15 protein-coding genes are annotated in these 20,136 nt (G+C 67.3%); 8 read left to right on the forward strand and 7 right to left on the reverse strand.

The genetic code is table 11. The features are described from left to right. Nucleotides 1-65: 65 nt before the first annotated feature. Nucleotides 66-2,579, reverse strand: coding sequence for a CoA transferase (locus ACOQPE_RS13790; RefSeq protein WP_420609467.1), 2,514 nt, complete (start codon nt 2,577-2,579; stop codon nt 66-68). A gap of 103 nt (nt 2,580-2,682) precedes the next feature. Here ACOQPE_RS13790 and ACOQPE_RS13795 point away from each other — a divergent pair, with 103 nt between their 5' ends. From ACOQPE_RS13795 to ACOQPE_RS13805, 3 genes are all read left to right on the forward strand, one after another. Continuing rightward, the gene (locus tag ACOQPE_RS13795) at nt 2,683-3,849 is read left to right on the forward strand and encodes a hypothetical protein (protein ID WP_420609468.1); all 1,167 of its coding nucleotides are present in this window, start codon (nt 2,683-2,685) and stop codon (nt 3,847-3,849) included. Between the two features lie 78 nt (nt 3,850-3,927). Further along, the gene (locus ACOQPE_RS13800; protein ID WP_420609469.1) at nt 3,928-5,550 is read left to right on the forward strand and encodes a carboxyl transferase domain-containing protein; all 1,623 of its coding nucleotides are present in this window, start codon (nt 3,928-3,930) and stop codon (nt 5,548-5,550) included. A gap of 30 nt (nt 5,551-5,580) precedes the next feature. Beyond that, complete coding sequence (locus ACOQPE_RS13805) at nt 5,581-7,497, forward strand: acetyl/propionyl/methylcrotonyl-CoA carboxylase subunit alpha (RefSeq protein ID WP_420609470.1); 1,917 nt, start codon at nt 5,581-5,583, stop codon at nt 7,495-7,497. Nucleotides 7,498-7,537: 40 nt separating this feature from the next. Here ACOQPE_RS13805 and ACOQPE_RS13810 read toward each other — a convergent pair whose 3' ends face one another. Next, nucleotides 7,538-8,860, reverse strand: a complete 1,323-nt coding sequence (locus tag ACOQPE_RS13810) for a M24 family metallopeptidase (RefSeq protein WP_420609471.1) — start codon at nt 8,858-8,860, stop codon at nt 7,538-7,540. A 179-nt stretch (nt 8,861-9,039) separates the two neighbouring features. Here ACOQPE_RS13810 and ACOQPE_RS13815 point away from each other — a divergent pair, with 179 nt between their 5' ends. Next, nucleotides 9,040-9,945 carry an MOSC domain-containing protein gene (locus ACOQPE_RS13815; protein ID WP_420609472.1) on the forward strand — a complete coding sequence of 302 codons (906 nt, stop codon included), beginning with the start codon at nt 9,040-9,042 and terminating at the stop codon, nt 9,943-9,945. 18 nt (nt 9,946-9,963) lie between these two features. Here ACOQPE_RS13815 and ACOQPE_RS13820 read toward each other — a convergent pair whose 3' ends face one another. Both ACOQPE_RS13820 and ACOQPE_RS13825 read right to left on the reverse strand, forming a co-directional pair. Then, nucleotides 9,964-11,190, reverse strand: a complete 1,227-nt coding sequence (locus ACOQPE_RS13820) for a CaiB/BaiF CoA transferase family protein (protein ID WP_420609473.1) — start codon at nt 11,188-11,190, stop codon at nt 9,964-9,966. After that, complete coding sequence (locus ACOQPE_RS13825; protein WP_420609474.1) at nt 11,187-12,575, reverse strand: CaiB/BaiF CoA transferase family protein; 1,389 nt, start codon at nt 12,573-12,575, stop codon at nt 11,187-11,189. The genes ACOQPE_RS13820 and ACOQPE_RS13825 overlap by 4 nt, the downstream gene beginning before the upstream one ends. 254 nt (nt 12,576-12,829) lie before the next feature. Between ACOQPE_RS13825 and ACOQPE_RS13830 the strand changes: the two genes are divergently transcribed. The 3 genes from ACOQPE_RS13830 to ACOQPE_RS13840 all read left to right on the forward strand — a co-directional run bounded on the left by ACOQPE_RS13830 (nt 12,830) and on the right by ACOQPE_RS13840 (nt 15,922). Continuing rightward, nucleotides 12,830-13,216: a limonene-1,2-epoxide hydrolase family protein gene (locus ACOQPE_RS13830; protein WP_419915726.1), complete on the forward strand. Its 387-nt coding sequence runs from the start codon at nt 12,830-12,832 to the stop codon at nt 13,214-13,216. A gap of 6 nt (nt 13,217-13,222) precedes the next feature. Continuing rightward, entirely contained in the window at nt 13,223-14,002 is a 780-nt protein-coding gene (locus tag ACOQPE_RS13835; protein WP_420609475.1) for an SDR family NAD(P)-dependent oxidoreductase, read from the forward strand. Nucleotides 14,003-14,173: 171 nt separating this feature from the next. Continuing rightward, a complete protein-coding gene (locus ACOQPE_RS13840; protein ID WP_420609476.1) occupies nt 14,174-15,922 on the forward strand; it encodes an N-acyl-D-amino-acid deacylase family protein in 1,749 nt (582 codons plus the stop codon). 158 nt (nt 15,923-16,080) lie between these two features. On the opposite strand, the gene ACOQPE_RS13845 is transcribed toward ACOQPE_RS13840, so the two are convergent. Together ACOQPE_RS13845 and ACOQPE_RS13850 are read right to left on the reverse strand one after the other, a co-directional pair. After that, nucleotides 16,081-17,352 carry a PLP-dependent aminotransferase family protein gene (locus ACOQPE_RS13845; protein WP_420609477.1) on the reverse strand — a complete coding sequence of 424 codons (1,272 nt, stop codon included), beginning with the start codon at nt 17,350-17,352 and terminating at the stop codon, nt 16,081-16,083. A gap of 39 nt (nt 17,353-17,391) precedes the next feature. Next, nucleotides 17,392-17,796 carry a nuclear transport factor 2 family protein gene (locus tag ACOQPE_RS13850; RefSeq protein ID WP_420609478.1) on the reverse strand — a complete coding sequence of 135 codons (405 nt, stop codon included), beginning with the start codon at nt 17,794-17,796 and terminating at the stop codon, nt 17,392-17,394. Between the two features lie 188 nt (nt 17,797-17,984). On the opposite strand from ACOQPE_RS13850, the gene ACOQPE_RS13855 reads away from it, so the two are divergent. Continuing rightward, complete coding sequence (locus ACOQPE_RS13855; RefSeq protein ID WP_420609479.1) at nt 17,985-19,202, forward strand: ABC transporter ATP-binding protein; 1,218 nt, start codon at nt 17,985-17,987, stop codon at nt 19,200-19,202. On the opposite strand, the gene ACOQPE_RS13860 is transcribed toward ACOQPE_RS13855, so the two are convergent. Further along, nucleotides 19,199-20,092 carry an LLM class flavin-dependent oxidoreductase gene (locus ACOQPE_RS13860; protein WP_420609480.1) on the reverse strand — a complete coding sequence of 298 codons (894 nt, stop codon included), beginning with the start codon at nt 20,090-20,092 and terminating at the stop codon, nt 19,199-19,201. The genes ACOQPE_RS13855 and ACOQPE_RS13860 overlap by 4 nt on opposite strands. Nucleotides 20,093-20,136: the final 44 nt, after the last annotated feature.

The raw sequence follows: 20,136 nt of genomic DNA on the forward strand, positions 1-20,136 counted from the left end.
CCGAGCGGCCCGTGAGCGAAGCGAACAAGAGCGGGAAGCACAGGGCGAAGCCGTGGCCCGAGGTGTCAGCCCAGCGCGCCGGCTGCCGCGGCTTCTGCGATCTCGTCATCGCTGAGGCCCAGTTCGCCGCTGAGCACGTCGTAGGTGTGCTGCCCGATCATGGGCGCCGCAAACCTCGGTCCATGGTCGTACCCGGCGATCTTGTACTGGTGGCCCGAATAGGGCACTTTCCCCATCCGGGGATGCTCCAGCCACCGATGGAAGCCGCGGTGCGCATACTGCGGGTCGGCCAGCAGGTCGCTGCTGCGCTGCACCATGCCTGCTGCGATCCCGGCGTCGAGCAGTTGCCGTTCCAGCGTGGCGGCATCCTGATCGGCGGTCCACTGGGCGATCTCGTCGTCGATCGCATCGTGGGCCGCGAGGCGCCCTGCCACCGTGGACAGCTCATGTGCGAGGGCCCACTGCGGAGCATCCATGAGCTTCACCAGTGCTGTCCATTGCTCATCGTCGGCGATGGTGATCGCGCACCACCGGTCCTCCCCCGCACACCGGTACACCCCCTGCGGGGCCATGTCGGGGTCGCGATTGCCCATGCGGGTGGCCACGGTGCCGCTTTCCCCGTAGTCCGCCAGCTCGGGAGCCAGGAACTGCAAGCCGCACTCGAGCTGCGCTGCTTCGATGACGCAGCCCTCGCCGGTTCGGCGACGGCGATCCAGCGCCGCCAGCAGTGTGGTGGTGATGATCCGCGGGGAGATGGTGTCGGTGTAGGCGAGGTAGGGGCCGTCGGGCGGCAGATCGGGCCAACCCACGACCGGGTAGAAGCCCGCGATGGCGGCCGCGTGATAGCCGAATCCGCCGAGCGCCGACATCGGCCCGCCGCTGGCCAGCAGTGATGTGTGCACCACGATTGCCTTCGGGTTCAGCTCGGCGATCAGTTCGTCGCTGGCGATGGTGCGCGCAAAGGTGCCCGGTGTCCATGCTTCCACCACCACATCTGCCCACGCGATCATCCGGCGGGCGATGTCGACGCCAGCAGCCGTCTTGAGATCGATGTCGATGCTCAGCTTCGACGTGTTGAACGTGCCGAAGAAGTGGGCCATGTCGATATCGATGACGTCGTCTTTGAACGGCGGGTTCGCTCGCAGGCCGTCGAGCCGCGAGCTGGATTCGATCCGCACCACGGTCGCGCCGTGATCGGCGAGCGCCTTCGCCGTGATGGGCCCCACGCCGATCCAGCTGAAGTCCGCGACGCGCAGGCCAGCGAAAGGCAGATCGGCATCACCCACGCTCCACGCTGTCGGTTGAGCGGGCGCCGCGGCCAGCGAATCGCGATCGGCGCTGACCTCAGCGAGTTGCTCCCTGATCTCGGCGCCGTGCTCGTCGAGGCGTGGTGGCTGCCGCTTCGTGCCGACGCGGACACCGTCGATGGTCGCAGGACCGCCGGGAAGCTCGACTCCCGCCGCGTCGCCCTCTTGGATTGACCGCCAGAAGTCGCGCACGCGCAGATGCTCGAACTCGACAAGGTCGGCCACGGTGTGGACTGGCGCAATCGTCTCCTTCAACACCATCGAACGCTGCAGGAGGACGCCGTTCGTGTGCCGCTCGCACAGCCCCACCATCGCCTGGTAGAGCTCGTCGAACGTCCGGCTGATCGGTTCGCCGGCCGCGGCACGCAGGTCGTAGGTGTCCCACTCCTCGGCTCGCCAGCTCTCGTCTGCGAGGCCTTCTTCGATGTACCAGTCGAGCAGCCGACCCGTCGCCACGCCCCGGGCGACACCGATCGCCCAGCCGTCCTGGGTGCGGTAGCGCATCTCGAGCGGCACAGCCAGCTGCGCGACCGTGCCCGAGCGCTTGAAGTCGCGCCCGCAGATCGCGTGGGTCTCCATGGCATTGAGCAGCGTCCAGGTCATCGCCGCCTGGGCCGACACGCCGACGTGCTGTGCCGAACCGGTGACACGCATGCGGGCTTGGGCCATGAGCGCCGCCGCGGCGGATTCTGCACCCGCATGACGCCACGCCTGTGCGATCGAGGCCTTCACGGGCGCCCGTTCGAAGATCCCCTGCATGTTCGCCGGCCCGCCGAGGGCCGCCAGCGACAGCTCCGAGGCCGGGTCGCCGCTGCGAGGTCCGTCGAGTCCGAACGGAGTGACCTGAACATGAACGATCCGCTCGTTCAGCGCTGCGAGGTCGTCGTGGCCGTACCCGGCGGCAGCCAGCGCCCCCGGCACACCCGACTCGTAGATGAAGTCGCCGTGGGTGACCAAGCCCTCGAACACTTGCCGGTCGTCGGGGTCGTCCAAGTCCAGCAAGATGGAGCGCTTGTTGGAGTTGTACGCGCAGAACTGCCAGCTGCGCAGGTCGCCCGTGGGTGTCTGCTGCGACCTCAGCGGCAGCGCCGCCCGGCCCGCAGTGCCGCCGGGCGGTTCGACCTTGATCACATCGGCGCCGAGCTCGCCCAGCAACCACGGCCCGAATTCGCCGCGGTGATCGGTGAGATCCAGAACGGTCATGCCCGCAAGCGGCGTGGATGCCGTGTGCTGGGAGGCTTCGAGTGCCGTCATGTGGGTCCCTGAACTCACGCTCGTGATGTGTCTGGCGCTGCGCCGGAACGAGTCCTGCGCAGTGCGGGCCGGTACGACGATACGCAGGCGCTCGCTGTTGCGCGGCGGTTAGCTTGCCCAGATGGCCGACAGCCCGTCGCCGTGGCGGCACCCGCCTCCGTCCGAACTCACCGACGAGTTGCTGGCGCGGGTTCGTGCCAGCGGCCAGCAGAGCGACGCCGAGCGCAACCCCGACGCCGAGATCATCGCCGAGTTGGGGCAGCTCGGCCTCATGCGATTGCTGGTGCCCTCCGAGCTCGGAGGCGGTGGGCGCCGTCCCGCCGAGTTCATCGAGTTCAGCCGTCGAGTTGCCTACGAGCACCCGTCAACGGGCTGGGTGGCCATGACCTGCAATGAGGAAGCCGAGATCTTTGCCGCCTACCTCGAGCCCGACACGGTGACTGGGTTCTACGCGACCAACCCAGGCGCAGTCATCGCCGGTTCCGGGGTGCCCAAGGGAGTGGCACGGCCTGCAGACGGCGGCTGGGTCGTGGACGGCCGGTGGCCGTTCGTCAGCGGATGCACCGCCGCCGACTGGTGGATCCTGGCCAACATCGTCGACGGCACCCGGCCGAGGAACTTGTGCTTCGTGCTCATTCCGGCCGATGCGGCCTTGATCGACGACACCTGGCACACGGTGGGCCTGCGGGGCACCGGCAGCCACGACGTCGTGCTGAATGAGCACTTCGTGCCCGATGAGCGGGCCTCGGTCGTCGAGAATTACTCGCTGCCCAAGCCCAACGAGCACCCCTACTACCGCCTGCCGTCGGGATTGCGATTCCCGTTCCCCAAGACCGGTGTGGCATCGGGCATCGCGGATCGGGCGATCGACGAGTTCGCAGCCCTGGCCACGGCCAAGACCCCGCTGTACAACCGCTCGGCGCTGGCCAATCGGCCCGACGCCCAGGCGGCCATGGCCCGCGCCGCCGCACTCGCCGGTGCCGGCCGGGCATTCGTTGCCGAGGTGCTGTCGGAGATCTGGGAGACCGCTTCTGCCTGCGGCAACGTGACGCCGGCGCAGCATGCCCGTGCGCGCCTCGCGTGCTCATGGAGCGTGCAGAACTGCATCGCTGCAGTGGAGACGCTGGTGACGGCCACTGGCAGCACCGCCAATTACACCTCGTCGCCGCTCGGCGGCTTGCTGAACGACGTGAGGGCCGTCGCCGGCCACTTCATGGTCGGCAGCTACCAGATGGACACCGCCGGCCGCGTACTCCTCGGCCTCGACTCAAACGATCCCAACTTCTAGGAGAAGGGGACGCGCACCGGCGCGCCCCGTACGATCTTCGGCGACGGAAACGCCCCGGCTGAGGGACACCGCCCGCAGATGAGACAGTTCGAGAGCCGTATCGATACTGGCAGCAGCGAGTTCGAGAAGAACGCGGCTGCCTATGCCGACTTGCTCGCGACGCTGCGGGATCGCCAGCAGTTCGCAATCTCGGGCGGTGCGGGCCGCGAGCGCTCCATCGAGCGCCATCACAGCCGCGGCAAGATCCTGCCGCGAGACCGCATCGATCTGGTGTGCGACGCCGACACGCCGTTCTTGGAGCTCTCCACGCTCGCGGGATGGGACATGTACGACAACAGCGCTCCCGGCGCCGGCATCGTCACCGGTATCGGCGTGGTCCATGGGGTGCCGTGGATGTTCATCGCCAACGACGCCACGGTGAAGGGCGGCTCGCTGCTGCCGATCAGCATCAAGAAGCACGTGAGAGCCCAGGACATTGCTGCCGAGAACGGCCTCGGCGTCGTCTACCTGGTGGACTCGGGCGGCGCGTTCCTGCCGCTGCAGGACGACATCTTCCCCGACAAGGACCATTTCGGCGGGAGCTTCTACCGCCAGGCTCGCCTGTCCGCCCAGGGTTTGCCGCAGATCTCGGTGGTCCTCGGCGGCTGCACTGCCGGCGGGGCGTATGTGCCGGCGCTGAGCGACGAAGTCATCATGGTGTCGGGCATCGGGCGCATCTACCTCGGCGGCCCGCCGATCGTGAAGGCTGCCCTCGGCGAGATCATCGAGCCCGACGACCTGGGCGGGGCAGCGCTGCACACGCGCATCTCGGGTGTGTCCGACTACATGGCGCCCGATGAGCGGTCTGCCTACGGCAAGCTCCGGGAGCTGTGCGCAGCCGCCAACCAGCGAGCTGTCGATCATCGTGAGAACTGGCTGTCGTGGACCGAGCCGGGATCGCCGCATTTCGATCCGGACGAGATCTACGGCGTGATATCCGCCGACGACCGCATCGGCTTCGACGCCCGCGAGATCGTCGCCCGGCTCGTCGACGGCTCCCGCTACGGCGAGTTCAAGCCCGAATGGGGCGAGCACATCACCTGCGGCTTCGCCCGTATCTGGGGCTTCCAAGTCGGCATCATCGCCAACAACGGGATCATCTTCTCCTCCGACGCATTGAAGGCCACGCACTTCATCGAGCTCTGCGAGCAGCGCCGGGTGCCGCTGCTGTTCCTGCAGAACACGACGGGCTACATGGTGGGCAGCGACTCTGAAGCGGCGGGCATCGCCAAGCACGGAGCGAAGATGGTCTCCGCAGTCGCCAACGCCACTGTGCCCCGCTACACGGTGCTCATCGGAGGCTCCTACGGCGCCGGCAACTACGGCATGTGCGGGCGGGGCTTCAACCCCCGATTCCTGTTCGCCTGGCCGAACAGCCGCATCGCCACGATGTCGGCCGAGACTGCCCAGACCGTGCTGGTGGACATCCGGCTGGCCGGTATGCGCGGCACCGAGACCACCGACGAGGAGATCGCCGCCATGCGAGCCGAGGTGGCCGACCAGTACGAGCGTCAGAGCGACCCGTACTACGCCACTGCCCGCCTGTGGGACGACGGGCTCATCGACCCCGCCGATACCCGCGACACGCTCGGTCTGTGCCTCGCGCTGGCGGCACGCCAGGATGCCCCGGCTCCCGGCAGCGGCATCGTCTACCGGATGTAGCCCAGCTGCATCGGCACGAGGATCCATGACGTGAAGCTGCTGGTAGCCAACCGCGCAGAGATCGCGAGCCGGGTATTCGCCACCGCCCGTCGGCTGGGTTGGCGCACGGTGGCCGTATGGGCCGAGCCGGACCGGGAGGCTCCGTTCGTCGCAGAGGCAGATGAGAGCTGTTGCATCGGCCCCGCTGCACTGGACCGCTCGTACCTCAATGCCGATGCGATCTTGGCGGCCGCGCACGAGACCGGCGCAGATGCCGTGCATCCCGGCTATGGCTTTCTCTCCGAGAACACAGCCTTCGCCCAAGCGGTGATCGAGGCGGGCCTGGTCTGGATCGGACCGCATCCGGAGGCCATCGCTCAGATGGGAGCCAAGATCGAAGCACGTGCCCTGGCCGAAGCAGCCGGGGTGCCGACGATTCCGGGCGCGAGCGGCGGCGACCTGGCGGCTGCTGCGGATCAGATCGGATTCCCGGTGCTGGTCAAGGCTTCGGCCGGCGGCGGCGGCAAGGGCATCCGGATCGTGCATTCGGCTGGCGACTTCGACGCTGCGCTGGGTGAGGCACGCACCGAGGCGCTGCGCTCCTTCGGCGACGATCGCGTCATCGTCGAGCGCTACATCTCCCGGCCCCGGCACGTCGAGGTGCAGGTGGTCGGCGACCGGCACGGCAGCGTCATCCATCTCGGCACGCGCGACTGCTCGTCGCAGCGCCGCTACCAGAAGCTGATCGAGGAAGCCCCGGCGCCGAACCTGCCTGCCGCCATTCGCGACGGCCTGCACGAGGCCGCCGTGGCGCTGGCCCGGCACATCGGTTACGACAACGCGGGCACGGTGGAGTTCATCGTCGATGCCGCCAGCGGCGAGTTCTTCTTCTTGGAGATGAACACCCGCCTGCAGGTGGAGCATCCCGTCACGGAGGCGATCACGGGACTCGATCTCGTGGAGCTGCAACTGCGGGCGGCCACCGGCCAGCCTCTGGGCCTGAGCCAAGCAGATGTGGCGTTCACCGGACACAGCATCGAGGCCCGCATCAACGCCGAGGATCCGTACGACGGCTTCAGCCCGCGGGCGGGTCCGGTTCGCCACCTGTCGGTGCCTGACGGCGTGCGCTGGGATGCATCAGTCGCCGAGGGTTCCGAGGTCACTCCCTACTACGACCCGCTCATCGCCAAGCTGATCGTCACGCGCCCCGACCGGGCATCGGCGCTGGATGCCCTGCGCGATGCGCTCGATGAGCTCGTCGTGGGGCCGGTTCCTGCCAATGCCGGTTTCCTGCGATGGCTGACCGACATGCCCGCGCTGCGAAGCGGTGAGATGACCACCAACGTCATCGACGCACTCGGGCCCGCAGAGATGGGCGAGCCTCCGTCGAGCGACGACGCTGCACCGGCAGCAGCGGCGGCATGGATGGCACGGCTGAGGAGCCGGCGGACCGCGGAGACTGCCAGCCCGTGGTCGGCGCTGGGATCCTTCCGCCTCACCGAGCACCGAGCCGAGGCAGCAGTGCTGCTGCGTGACAGCGCAGGCGAGCTGCACGAAGTGGCCGCTGGGGCGCTGAACGGCGCCGGCACCGAAGCTCTCGCCACGGCCAGCAGCGCCGACGCCAGTTCGGTGGCGGTCAACATCGCCGGGCACACCGTCACCTTCGAAGTGCCCGACCGGTCCGACGCGTGGGCACCCACCGCGACCGACGACACGGGCTCCGTCGACGCAGTCGCGGCACCGTTCCCCGCCGTGGTCGTCGAGGTGCCCGTCGTCATCGGCGATGTGGTGGCCGCCGGCGACGTGGTCGTGGTGGTGGAAGCCATGAAGATGCTCCACTCGCTGGCGGCGCACGGGGCCGGCACAGTCGCAGAGGTCCGCTGCAGCACCGGCGATGCCGTCGAAGCCAACCAACTCCTCGTCACCTTCGAGCAGCACGAGCGCGAGCTGCCGGCGGATCCGAGCTGACAGCCCGCCACAGAGGACGTGACTCGACAGGTTCAACCAGCTAGACGAGCCCGAGCGGGAGCGTCGTCAGTACCTCATTGCCGGTCTCGGTGATCAGCACCTGTTCTTCCAGCTTCACGCCCTCGCCGCCGGACCGAGCGCCGATGAAGGCCTCTACGCACATCACCATGCCCGGTTCGAGCACGCCGTCGTAGCCGACGGCATCCCACTTGTGCCGGTGGTAGATGGCCGGGTACTCGTCGCACAGCCCGACCCCGTGGGAGATGACCGTGTAGCCGCGGTAGCTGTCGGGGTCGGGATACCACGCCTTCTCGGTGATCTCGCGCAGGGTCGCCCCGGGCTGATGCAGTTCGGTGTTGCGATGGATCTGCTCGACGGCGAGCGACCAGCAGTCCTGTTGTGCCGACGTTGGGGCGCCGCCCCCGCAGCGCCATGTGCGCGACATATCGACGCACATTCCATACGCACCCACCAAGTCCGTGTCGAAACCCATCAGCTCCCCAGCCTGCACCCGACGGCTGCTGGCCTCGTGGTACCAGGGATTCGTGCGCGGCCCAGACGACAGCAGCCTGGTCTCGACCCACTCCCCGTAGCGCCGCAGGCTCCCCGCCCACAGCTCCGCCCACAGATCGAGTTCGCTCACCCCCGGCTCGAATATGTCGTACATCTCGCCAATGGCAGATTCGCATGCGTGGATGGCGCAGCGCATGGCGGCGAGGTCGTCGGGACCCTTCACCGCACGTGCCAATTCCATAATCGGACCCGCGCTCACCAGCTCGATGCCGCGGGATTCCAGAGCGCGAGACCCCGTGAGATCCAGCTGGTCCACCGCCAGCCGTCGTGTTCCTCGGGCCACTTCAGCCAGCAGATCCGCTGTCTCCGACGCCCAGCGCCCGGCAATCTCCTCTGCCCTCGGTCCCGCCTTGAAGTAGATGTACGACGTCCCGGGCCGGATCTCGTCGACTGCTTCTGAGTGCGCATCCAAGAACTCCCCATCGGAAAACTCGAACACGACCACAGGGCCCTCTGTCGCGACGAATGCATACCGGACGGCGTTGTGCATGGTCCACAGCGACATGTTCGTGGTGTCGGTGGCGTAGCGGATGTTCAGCGGGTCATACAGCAGTGCCGCATCGCAGTCTGCGCCGCGCAACTGCTCGCGGACTCGTTCCAGCCGGTACCGGCGCAGCGCCGAGCGGTCCGGAAGCTGCAGCCCCGCAGCCACCCACTCGGCCTCCAGATCGGCACCCGGGCCCAGCGCGTGCATGTTGAGGTCGGTGTGGTCCAGAAACCACTCCGGGGGTTCGGCCCGGCCGACGCCGATCTTGGGTTTGTGACGGCGTCCGAACCCCTGCAGTGCCATGACCGCTCGCCCCTCCCAAGGTCTGCACAGCCCCGCTGTGAGGCCGAGACACTGATGCGCGGCGAGCCTACGACAACGGGCACTCGCCAACCTTCTCGCTGACGAACCAGTTGTTCCCCGCTCTTGTTCGCTGCGCTCACGGGCCGCTCGGGCCACGGCTTCGCCTCTAGGGTCTGGGAATGACCGCAGAAGGACATGACGGCGAGGCCGCCGGCACGCTCACCGGGATCACCATTCACCCCATCAAGGGCTGCCGCCGCGTCGAGCTCGATTCGGCCCTGGTCACGGCAACCGGGCTCGAAGGCGACCGTGCATGGCAGGTGGTGACCGCCACCAACGACACCGACGCACTCGGGGAAGCGGTCACCCAACGTCGAAACGCAGCGCTCGCCACCGTCGCCCCCGTACCGATCGACGGCGGCCTGACGATCAGCGCACCCGGCATGGGCACGATCGACGTGAAACGTCCCGACGCCAATGACACCACCGTCCTTGCCTTGATCGGCGACGAAGTGGCGTGCGCAGATGCAGGAGACGAGGCGGCCGAGTTCTTCAGCGAGGTGCTCAGCTTCCCGGCCAGACTCGCAGCGTTCACCCCTGAGTCATTCCGTCCGATGCGGCTGTTCCGGGGACGCCCCACCGGTTTCGCTGACGCCGCCCCAGTGCTCGTGGCCAATACGGCGTCCCTTGACGATCTGGTGGCACGAGCCTCGGAGCCGTTCGGCATCGAGCGTTTCCGGGCGAACCTCATCGTGACCAATGACGAACCTTGGTCCGAGGACACTTGGACCGAGTTCTCGATCGGCCCTGCCGAGCTCAGCGCTCGCGTGGTGTGGCCCCGCTGTGCCGTCCCCCAGATCGATCAGGACACCGGCGAGCGCCATCGCGAGCCCGCCCTCGTGCTGCGCAAGCACCGCTGGTGCTCGGTCGCGGAAGGCTTCTCGCCAGGCATGCGAGGGATGCTGGAAGGCAACGCCATGTTCGGCGTCGCGTGCACCATCGATCCCGAAGGCGTTGTGGTCTCGGTGGGCGATCCGGTCACTGTCTCAGCCACGGGTCCGCCCCTGCTCGACCCGCCCCGCTGAGGGCTCTAGGGCCTGCCGCTAGGTCAGCTCGATGAGCACCTCGTCAGTGTGCTCGCCCAGCATCGGTGCCCGCTGCCACGCCCACCAGTCGCCGTTGGTGCTGAACGGCGAACCCGGCACGGTGTAGGTGCCGAGCACCGGGTGCTCCTCGGGTCGCCACCACTCCACGGCTTCGAGATGCGGGTCGTGACGCAGATCGCCGACGGTGTTGACCGGGGTGATCGGGATGCGCCGTCGCTGGCCCTCCACGAACAACTCCTGCTTGGTGAAGCGGGTGGTGAGTTCCTCGACCCACGCGTCCACGGCCTCCAACGCCTCACGGCGCACCACGATGTCGATGAAGATCTCGTCGAGGATGCCCTCGTTGCCGGTCAGCTCGTGCACCCACTGCGCTACCGCGTTCCAGTGAGCCGGCTGGATCGCGATGATCGCCACGTAGCCGTCCGACGCGGGGTACATGCCCATCGGGCTGGTGACTGGGCGGCGGTTGCCGGCCCGGGGCCGAGGCACCTGGTCGTCGAGGTACAGCGGCACACCGGTCTCGGGCGACAGCCACAGTCCCACTTCCTGCAGCGACAGGTCGATGGTCTGGCCGAGCGCTGGCTCACCCGCCGCTGCCGCCAAGTTGCGTGCGCGCACCGACATCATCGAGCCGATCACCGCATGCAGCGAAGCTCCGTGCATCAGCACGCCGATCTCGCCGGCTGGCGCCAGTGGGGGGCCATGCGGGAAGCCCACGGTGGACGCCAAGCCGCACGATGCCCAGGCGACAAGATTCGACGAACGCCAGTGACGTCGCGGCCCGGTCATCCCGAACGGCGTGATCGAGACCCACGTCAGGTGCGGGTACCGCTCGACGATGCCGGAGATACCTAGCCCTGCCTCGCCAACATCCGCCAGCCATGAGTAGCCCTCTTGTGCTGCGGGCATCGCGTCGTCGAGCACCACGTCTGCGCTGGCAATGAGTTGCACGAGCGCGTCGACGTCGTTCAGATCGGTCGGGTCCAGCACCACGCTGCGTTTCGACGCCGCGTAGTACGCCCACCACAGGCTGGCCTCGGGGCCTTCGTGACCCGGCGCCAGCGGCGGCATGTTGCGGATGGGACTTCCCCCAGGGGGTTCCACGCAGATCACGTCGGCGCCAAGTGCCGCCCAGACGCGGGTGCCGTACGCGCCCGACAGCCCGGTCAGGTCGAGCACCCGCACGCCGCTCCATGGCCCGTGGCCTTGCTGTGCGGGGCTCATTGAGCGCCGCCCGTGACGTTGCCTTCGGCGTCGTAGAACTCCGCTATCCCGACCGATTCGTACCAGCGGTCGAACGGCCGCTCCAGCACGACCTCAGGTCGGGCATCGACGAACGCCGTCCCGTCCGCGACCATCTGGTCCACATCGTCGTGCGCATAGCCGATCTCGGTGAGGACGTCGACGGTGTCGCCACCCATGTTGGGGCCGGCGCGGGTGACGTATGGGGGCGTCTCGCTCATGCGCACCGGGTTGCGAACGAACAGGTCGCGACCCAGTCGTGGACTCGGGGCGATCGAGTACGGACGCCGGTCGTGCACCTGGGGATCGGCCAGCACGCCCGTGTGGTTCAGCACCTCGTATGCCGCAATGCCCAGCGCCTGCAGCTCCGCAGCGGCTTGCTGGGAGCTGCGGCGGCTCGTCCAGGCCGACAGTTCGGCATCGATCGCATCGTGGTTGGCGATGCGATCGGCCAGCGTGGCGTGCGGGTAGGTCGACAACGCCGCCTGATCAACGGCGTCGTGCGCAGGAACATCAGACCATTCGGCCAAACCCGCCAGCGCTTCCCATGCCTCGTCATCGGGCACCTCGACAGCGATCCACCGATCGTCGCCCGCACATGGGTAGATCCCCGCCGGTGCCGCCCACGACACCCGATTGCCATTTCTGAACGGCTCGGGCACGCCGAGGTCCTGGCCCACCAAGTACGGCCCCAGGAACGACACCGTGGTCTCGAGCTGGCTGATGTCGAGGAACCGGCCCTCCCCGGTGCGGTCCCGTTCGTGCAAAGCCGTGACAATCGCCAGCATGGTGTGCAGCCCGCCCATGTAGTCGGGCGGGGCGATGGAGGGAATGCCGGCGGGTTCCTCGTACGGGAAGCCGGTGAGCGCATCCCATCCCACGAGCGGTGCCTGATTGGGGCCGAAGGCTCGGAAGGGGTAGTACGGCTTGTCGGGGTCCACTCCGAACCCGGTCATACCGGCGTAGATGATGTCGGGGCACACCTGCTTGACGGACTCGTAGTCGAGTCCCAGCTCGGCGATGCCCGGCGCTGCGAAGTTCGTCAGGAACACGTCGCACGTGGCCAGCAGGCGTTTCGCAGCCTCGAGCGCCTCCGGCTGTTTCAGCTCGAGGCCAACCGAGCGCTTGCCGGCCGACATCTCGGGCACGTAGGGGCCGGTGTCGCAAAAGACATCCGCGAGCTCAGGATCGCGAGCCCATGCCGAGCCGAACGCTCGCGCCACATCGGGATAGCTGTGGGCCTCCACCTTGAACACCTCGGCCCCGTGATGCGCCATGGCCTTGCCGCAGCACGGCGCTGCCACCGCAATGCTGATCTCGAAGACCCGGATCCCTGCAAGCGGTCTGCGGTCAGCGCTCGCCGTCATCGATGACACCTCATGTGCTCCGATCCCATAGCCCGGTGACCTTAGAGGATGCGCGGATTGACGGAACCTGCCGTCGCGTCACCCGATGTTTCCCGCTCTTGTTCGCTGCGCTCACGGGCCGCTCGGGCCACGGCTTCGCCATTCAGCTCAGCCTCTTGGTCGCAGCGCGGCAGGCGGCCCTCTCCCCGTGCTAGGACAAGATCCCGGCGGCGGGATCCGCTCGCCGCCAGGCCAAGCCGGAGGGTTGCCCCGACATGACTGATTCCGCCGATTCACCGACCGAGGTCGTCGGCAAGTTCATCGCCTGCATCGAAGCGAAGGACCTCGACGGGGCGGCCGCCCACGTCTCCGACGACGTCTATTACGACAACGTGCCGGTGGGCGACATGACTGGCCCCGACGCCATGAAGGAGTTCCTGAGCGGCCTGACGAAGGGCGACGGGCCCGTGGAGTTCGAGGTCGTCCGCCAGACGGCCACCGGCAACACCGTGATGAACGAACGGGTCGACCGCTTCCACACCGGCTCCGGCCGGCTGATCGAGCTGCCGGTGATGGGGATCTTCGAAGTCAACGACGGCCTGATCACCTTCTGGCGGGACTACTTCGACAACGGCATGTTCATGCGCCAGATCAAGGGCTGAAACCGCGTGGCCTACCAGTACGAGGGATTCGACCTCACTGGCAAAGTCGCTGTCATCACCGGCGGCAACGGCGGCATCGGGCTGGGCTACGCCCGCGGCGTCGCGGCTGCCGGTGCCGACGTCAGCATCTGGGGCACGAATCCCGACAAGAACGCGGCGGCCGAGGCCGAGCTGCGCGAGATCAACCCATCCGCCAGTGCCCTTCGCTGCGATGTCTCCGACCAAGAACAGGTCGAGGAGTCCATGGCAGCGGTGGTCGAACGCTACGGGCGTGTCGATGCCTGCTTCCCGAATGCCGGCATCGGCACGCAGAACCAGAAGGGCTTCCACGAGCACTCCAATGAGGACTGGTTCAGCGTCATCGACGTGAACCTGCACGGCGTGTTTTTCACGCTTCGCGCCGCCACCCGGCAGATGATCGCCCAAGGCGAAGGCGGCAGCCTGGTGCTCACCTCGAGCGGCACGGCGATCCAGGGCGCTGCTCGGGGGCAGGCCTACGCAGCCACCAAAGGCGCCATGCTGGCAATGATGATGGGCCTCTCGGTCGAGATGGCCCGCTACAAGATCAACGCCAACGCTGTCATCCCGGGCTGGATCGATACCGCCATGACCGAGCGGCTGTTCACCTGGGACAAGTTCGTCGACAACGTGATGCCGCGCATTCCGATGCGCCGGTGGGGCGTGCCAGACGACTTCGGTGCCATCGCGGTGTACCTGATGAGCGATGCAGCACGCTGGCACACCGGCGACGTCATCAAGATCGACGGCGGTTTCAGCATCTTCTGACGCTTCATACGGCCCCCGCGCAACCCCAGTGCGGCCAATGATTTACGAAGCTGTGTTAGGTTTTTTCTCACGGGGATTCCGGCTCGCGCCGTCCGAACATCCGCGCTGTCCCACAGCGATGCGGCATTCGGTGCCCGAGCGAGCTGGGCGCTGAGTCACGAGGGGGACATCGTGGAGGAATACGACATTCACATCAAGGACGGCACGATCGTCGACGGGACACGCGTGCCGAGCTTTCGTGGAGACCTGTGGATATCCGACGGGCGTATCGCCCAGATCGGCGGCCGTCCCGACAAGCCTTCCAAGGAAGTCATCGATGCGGGGGGCTGCATCGTGGCCCCGGGCACCATCGACCTGCACACCCACTACGACGCGCAGATCCGCTGGGATCCCTACTGCTCCATCTCGAGCTGGCACGGGGTGACCTCGGTGGTGCTCGGCAACTGCGGCTTCGGCTTCGCTCCCTGCAAGCCCGACTTCCGCGAGCGGTCGATGCTCACCATGGTGCGCACCGAGGCGATCCCGCTGGCGGCGATGCAGGAGGGCATGCTGCCGAAGTGGGATTGGGAGACCATCCCGGAGTATCTCGACTCGCTGGACCGCACGCCGAAGGGCGTCAACGTGCTGCAGTACATGCCGACGGCGTCGCTGATGATCTACGTGATGGGCCTCGAAGCGGCAAAGACCCGTCCGGCCAACAACGCGGAGCGCAAGGAGATGCAGCGCCTGCTGCACGAGGGCATGGACGCCGGCCTGTGCGGCTTTTCCATCCAGCGTCTCGGGCCCAACTCCACCCAGGCCGACTTCGACGGCTCGCCGATGGTCACCGACACCATGATCGACGACGACATCTTCGTGCTGGCAGAGGTGCTGCGCGAGCGCGACGAGGGCTTCATCCAGCTCACGCAGGCCACGAGCCCCGACGTCAACAATCCGGAGGATCTCGACTTCAAGCGGCTGCTGGCCGAGGTGAGCGGGCGACCGATCATCGACAACGTGGTGCCGGTGAGCCAGCGCAACCCGCGGGTGCACGAGGAACGGCTCGAATGGCTCGAACAGGCCCACAACGACGGGCTGCGCATCTTCGGCCAGGGTGCCTCCATCCGCACGGGCTTCGCCTTCTCGCTCGACGAGTGGAACCTGTACGACTCGAGCCCGGCGTGGCGCGAAGCAACTACGGGATCGCTCGAGGACAAGATCCGCAAGATGAAAGACCCTGCCGTGCGGGATCGGCTGCGTGCCGAGACCGACGAGGCGGCGACGCTGTTCGCGAACACGCAGGGCGCGGTCGGCGGGCCGCCCCGCAAGCTGGTCGTGCAGGGCGTGGCGCGACGTCAAGACCTGCAGAAGTACGTGGGCAAGTCGCTGGGCGAGATCGCCGAGATGGAAGGCAAGCACTACATCGACGTGATGCTGGACCTGTCGCTCGAGACCGATCTGAAGACGGAGTTCCTGGGCGAGGGCCCCGAATTCAACGTGGACCACATGTCGGCGGTGTACACCGACTCGCCGTACACGATTCCCGGCGTGTCCGACGGCGGCGCGCACACCAAGTTCTTCACCGGCGGTGCGTGGACGACCGACTTCCTGGCGTGGATCGTGCGTGACGAGCAGCGGCTGACGGTCGAGGAGGCGCACTACCGGATGTCGGCGCTTGCAGCGCACGCTGCCGGATTCCAGGACCGCGGTGTGCTGAAGGAAGGCGCCCCGGCCGACGTGCTCGTCTACGACATGGACGAACTGGCCATCGATCCTGAGTGGATCGGCGAGGCCGTCTACGACCTGCCCGGCGGCGAGTGGCGCCGCGTGCAGCGTGCGCATGGCTACCGGCACATCCTGGTGAACGGTGTCGAAACGTTCCAAGACGGCGAATGCACCGGGGCAACCCCCGGCAAGCTCCTGCGTCACGGCCGCGGCTAGAGCTTCTGTGCCGCCCGGCGGGGCGGGTCCTGTCACCACTGTGTTCCCTGCACGGGCGCAAGCGCACGCGCGCCCCGCAGTCCTCGCAAGCTGCGGGCTGCGGGGGCCCCGTTCGGTGCCACCCACCCCGCCTACCTTGGCGCAGTGGTAGTGCGCGACTAAGTCGTGGCGATGACTTGGGCGAGGGCGGCGACGCCTTCTTGGATGTCGTCGTGGGAGAGGCTGCCGAAGCACAGGCGCATCCGACGGGCTCCCCATTGGGGGTCTACTGACCAGGCTGCGCCTTCGTTGAACTGGATGCCTCGCTTGGCCGCTGGCGCCAGATAGCTCGACGTGTCGGTGCCGGCTGGGAACGTGAGCCATACGAAGATGCCGCCCTTGGGGTCGGTCACCTGCACCGGTCCGCCGAGCTTGATCGCCACTTGTGACAGCGCACCCATGTGGGTGTTCACGGCGTGGCGCATCACCGCACATTTCTCTCGCAGCGTTTCCCGCAGCTGGGTTACGTGGTCGTCAAAGTGGGCTGCTGCGTACTCGGCGAGCACGAGCTGTTCGATTGCCCCGGTGCCAGCGTCGTCCTTGAGGGCCATGAGCTGGCGCACGATGGGCACGTCGCCCACGATGTAGCCGACGCGGAGCGCAGGCGCGATCGACTTCGAGAACGAGCCGCAGTAGATCACCGCGCTCGGCCCCTCCGATTCGGCGCAGTCCAGCCCACGCAGTGTCGGCGGGCGCTCGCCGGTCCACTGGAGATCGGAATAGCACTCGTCCTCGAAGATCGGCACGCCGAAGTGCCGAGCGATGGCCAGGATCTCCCGCCGGCGCTCGATCGGCATCACCGAACCTGTGGGGTTCTGGACCGTCGGGATGGTGTAGATGAATCGGGGCGGCGTGCCGGCTGCAGCCAGCTCGTCGAGCAGGCCGGCGAGTCGTTCCGGAACGATCCCGTTGTCGTCGAGCTCGACACCGACGCATCTGGCTCCTCGCCGGGCGACCTTCGAGATCATCCCCCCGTACGTCGCCTCTTCGGCGACCACGACGTCCCCCGGGCGCAGGAACGCTGCGTTGACCAGATCGAGCGCCTGCAGCGAACCGGACACCACCAGCACCTGCTCGCTGCTCGTCGGCATGTGCGCATTCGCATCCAGCGATCCGGCGACGAACGTACGCAGCCCCTCGAAGCCCTGCGGATTGCCCCCGAGGTTGTAGGTGGCGAGTTCGGAGCCATGCTTCGTCAGCACTGACATGGCCGCCTCGGTCAGGCCGCCCACCGGCACACTCGGCGAGTCGTTGTTCCCGCCGACAAAGCTGAAGCGCGGGATCGGCGTCCATGCCCCTGCCGGCCCTGGCAGGCCCTCGGCCATCTTGGCTGCCATGTCGAATGCGCTCGCGGGCGCGTTGCCGTTCGGTAGGCCGGACTGCGGCACCATGTTCTCTCCAGTAATGCTCGGCTGTTTCGGCAGGCTCGGCTAGGCGTCCGAGACCACTACTCGCTTCGCGAACAGCCACTGGCCGTCGACCTTGCGCACGACGTCGTCGTAGTGCCCGACCAGCAGGATCCTGCCACCGTCAGGCAGCGGCTTGACCATTTGCAAATGGCTGAACACAGTGGCCTCGGATCCGTCTCCGTCAGCCACGACGTTGGTCACCCAGTGCTGCGCAGAAGCGAACTCTGCGTACTGCTCTTCGGTCGAGTACGCGGCAGCGAACGCCCGTAGCTCGTCCCGGCCGTTGAAGGTGCCGACGATCCCGATGAACTGCCCGTCGGGAGCGAACGTATTGGCGTACCCGTCGGCATCGCCGGTGTCGATCGCCTTGTTGTAGCGGGAGATGAGGTCCCGGATCTCTACTCGATCATCATTCGTCAGCGCCACAGCTCGCCCCCCGTGCTCTGCCGGCTTGTTGGCGTCAACCTACTGCGGCACGGGTCGCGTAGCTCTGGCCCTCCGGGCGTCGGCTCCTTTGGGCGTTAGCTATGCCTACTGAACTGCAGCAGGCATCGTCACTATTCAGCATTCGGTCATCTGGATACGTGCCGAGTCCCCTGCTTATACTTCGATTGGTGCGCACGGTCCGGGCATTTCGGTCAAGGCGAGACCGGCGGTACGCCGACCCGGCGGCGCCGGACGATCTGGCCCGGAACGGCCGAAATCGGCACTGGCCGGGGGCACGCTCCATCATCCTCGATGGCGTCACCCACTCGTACAGCCAGGCCCACAGAGTCAGTTCCCCCGAGGGCCTCGATCCCGCCGACGAAATCGCCCAGGGCAGCTATTCGGTATACGACCTGTCGCTGCGTGTCGAGCCCGGCGAGTCGGTCGCGCTGCTCGGCCCCAGCGGTTGCGGCAAGACCACGTTGCTGCGCCTGATCGCAGGCCTCGAACGTCCCCTGGCTGGCACCATTCAGCTCGGCGAGAGGTTCGTCTCGGGACCGCCGGGGCGAGGCGGTTCCTGGGTGGCTCCCGAGTCGCGCCGTGTCGGGATGGTGTTCCAGGACTGGGCGCTGTTCCCGCATCTCACCGTGGGCCGGAATGTCGGCTACGGGCTCGAACGGTCGACACGAACGCCGGGCCGTATCGCCGAAGCACTCGACCTAGTGGGTCTGTCCGGGTTTGCCGAACGCATGCCCTCCACGCTGTCGGGCGGGCAGCAGCAGCGTGTCGCGCTGGCGCGAGCGCTGGCGCCCCGCCCTGGTGTGCTCTTGCTGGACGAGCCCTTCTCCAATCTCGACTCATCGCTGCGCGAGGACGTTCGCAGCGAGGTCCGGCGGCTGCTCATCGAACTGGGCATCACGGCCGTCTTCGTGACCCACGACCAGGACGAGGCCTTTGTGGTCGGCGACCGCGTGGGCGTGCTCTGCGAGGGCCGTCTCGCGCAGGTCGACACACCCGATGGCCTCTACCGCCGACCTGTCGACCCGTTCGTGGCCGACTTTGTGGGCACAGCGTCATGGGTGCGCTGCGGCGCCTCGGATGGCTTCGCGCTCACCCCGCTCGGACGCCTCCCTCTCAGCAACGCCGCCGGCGAGAGCGGCAACGGGACGGCATCGCACGGCGCTGCGCGAACTGTCGACGTGATGCTGCGCCCGGAGCAGCTCAGCTTGGCCCAGGGCACCACAGCCGAAGTCGAACTGGTGGAGTTCTACGGGCACGACTCGATGGTCGTGGCGAATCTCGACGGCACTCAACTGCGCGTGCGCTGCGGACCCGATCCCGAAGTGCGTCGTGGCGACTCGGTCGCTGTCGAGTTCACCGGCACCAGCGTCGTTGCATTCGCTTAGCCGCTACCCGCACGCAGCGGGGAGATGACCTGCTCGGCGAAGCGGTGGGCTGGCTCGGCGCTGTCGGGGTTTCCGAAGTCGAGCACGAAGTGCCGGATTCCCACTTCCACCAGCGAAGCCAGGAATTCGGCGTACTCGGCCGCCTCGCCATCGGTGGTGGGCAGTGCCCGTTCGACGGTGGTCGACATCTCCAGTTCCGCCGGATCGCGTCCGAGCCGCTCGAGTTCATCCAGCACGATGCCGCACTTGCGTCTCAGCGCTTCGAGATCCCGCCTCCACGGCGTGTTCCAGATGTCGGCATGGCGGGCGGCAACCTTCAGGCCGATCTGCTCTCCCGAGGCGCCGATGCAGATCGGCGGCGGCACGTCCGGCAAGGGAGGCGCCGCTGCGCCGTCGATGCTGTAGTGCTGACCCTCGAAGCTGGGGTCATCCTGCGTCCACATCAGCCGGCAGATCGTGACCACCTCTTCGAGCTGTGCGAATCGCACCTTCGGTGAGGGGAACTCGTAGCCGTACGCCTCGTACTCGTCGCCCCGCCAACCGGCCCCGATGCCCAAGATGAACCGGTTGCCCGACAGGTACTGCAGTGTCGCCGCCATCTTGGCTGTCAAGGCCGGCGGCCGGTAGCCGTGCCCGAGCACGTGGTGGCACAGCTGCACATCGGGCAGGCGAGCCGCACACCAAGTGATGGTGGTCCAGGCCTCGAGAAACGGATCGGTCTTGGCGTCGAACCCGTAGAAGTGATCGGCGATCCACAGCGAGTCGAAGTGCCCGATCACCTCGGGCAGGAGCCACTCCACCTGGTCGGCCACGATCGGCCGGTGATCGCTCCACCGGTTGCCGATGCACGGCGACAGCCACCCAAACCTGAGCCCATTCCCCGAAGTCACGGCGTCACGCTAACCGTGCGACTGGTCCGAGCTCTTCGGGTGAT

The sequence above is a fragment of the Candidatus Poriferisodalis sp. genome, assembly GCF_965219595.1.
GTDB lineage: Bacteria > Actinomycetota > Acidimicrobiia > Acidimicrobiales > Poriferisodalaceae > Poriferisodalis.

Excerpts from the sequence above, each read along its gene's own strand:
- ACOQPE_RS13810 (WP_420609471.1), bottom strand. The coding sequence starts at position 8,860 with ATGGCACTGCAGGGGTTCGGACGCCGTCACAAACCCAAGATCGGCGTC.
- ACOQPE_RS13830 (WP_419915726.1), top strand. The coding sequence starts at position 12,830 with ATGACTGATTCCGCCGATTCACCGACCGAGGTCGTCGGCAAGTTCATC.
- ACOQPE_RS13815 (WP_420609472.1), top strand. The coding sequence starts at position 9,040 with ATGACCGCAGAAGGACATGACGGCGAGGCCGCCGGCACGCTCACCGGG.
- ACOQPE_RS13845 (WP_420609477.1), bottom strand. The coding sequence starts at position 17,352 with ATGGTGCCGCAGTCCGGCCTACCGAACGGCAACGCGCCCGCGAGCGCA.
- ACOQPE_RS13825 (WP_420609474.1), bottom strand. The coding sequence starts at position 12,575 with ATGACGGCGAGCGCTGACCGCAGACCGCTTGCAGGGATCCGGGTCTTC.
- ACOQPE_RS13800 (WP_420609469.1), top strand. The coding sequence starts at position 3,928 with ATGAGACAGTTCGAGAGCCGTATCGATACTGGCAGCAGCGAGTTCGAG.
- ACOQPE_RS13795 (WP_420609468.1), top strand. The coding sequence starts at position 2,683 with ATGGCCGACAGCCCGTCGCCGTGGCGGCACCCGCCTCCGTCCGAACTC.
- ACOQPE_RS13820 (WP_420609473.1), bottom strand. The coding sequence starts at position 11,190 with ATGAGCCCCGCACAGCAAGGCCACGGGCCATGGAGCGGCGTGCGGGTG.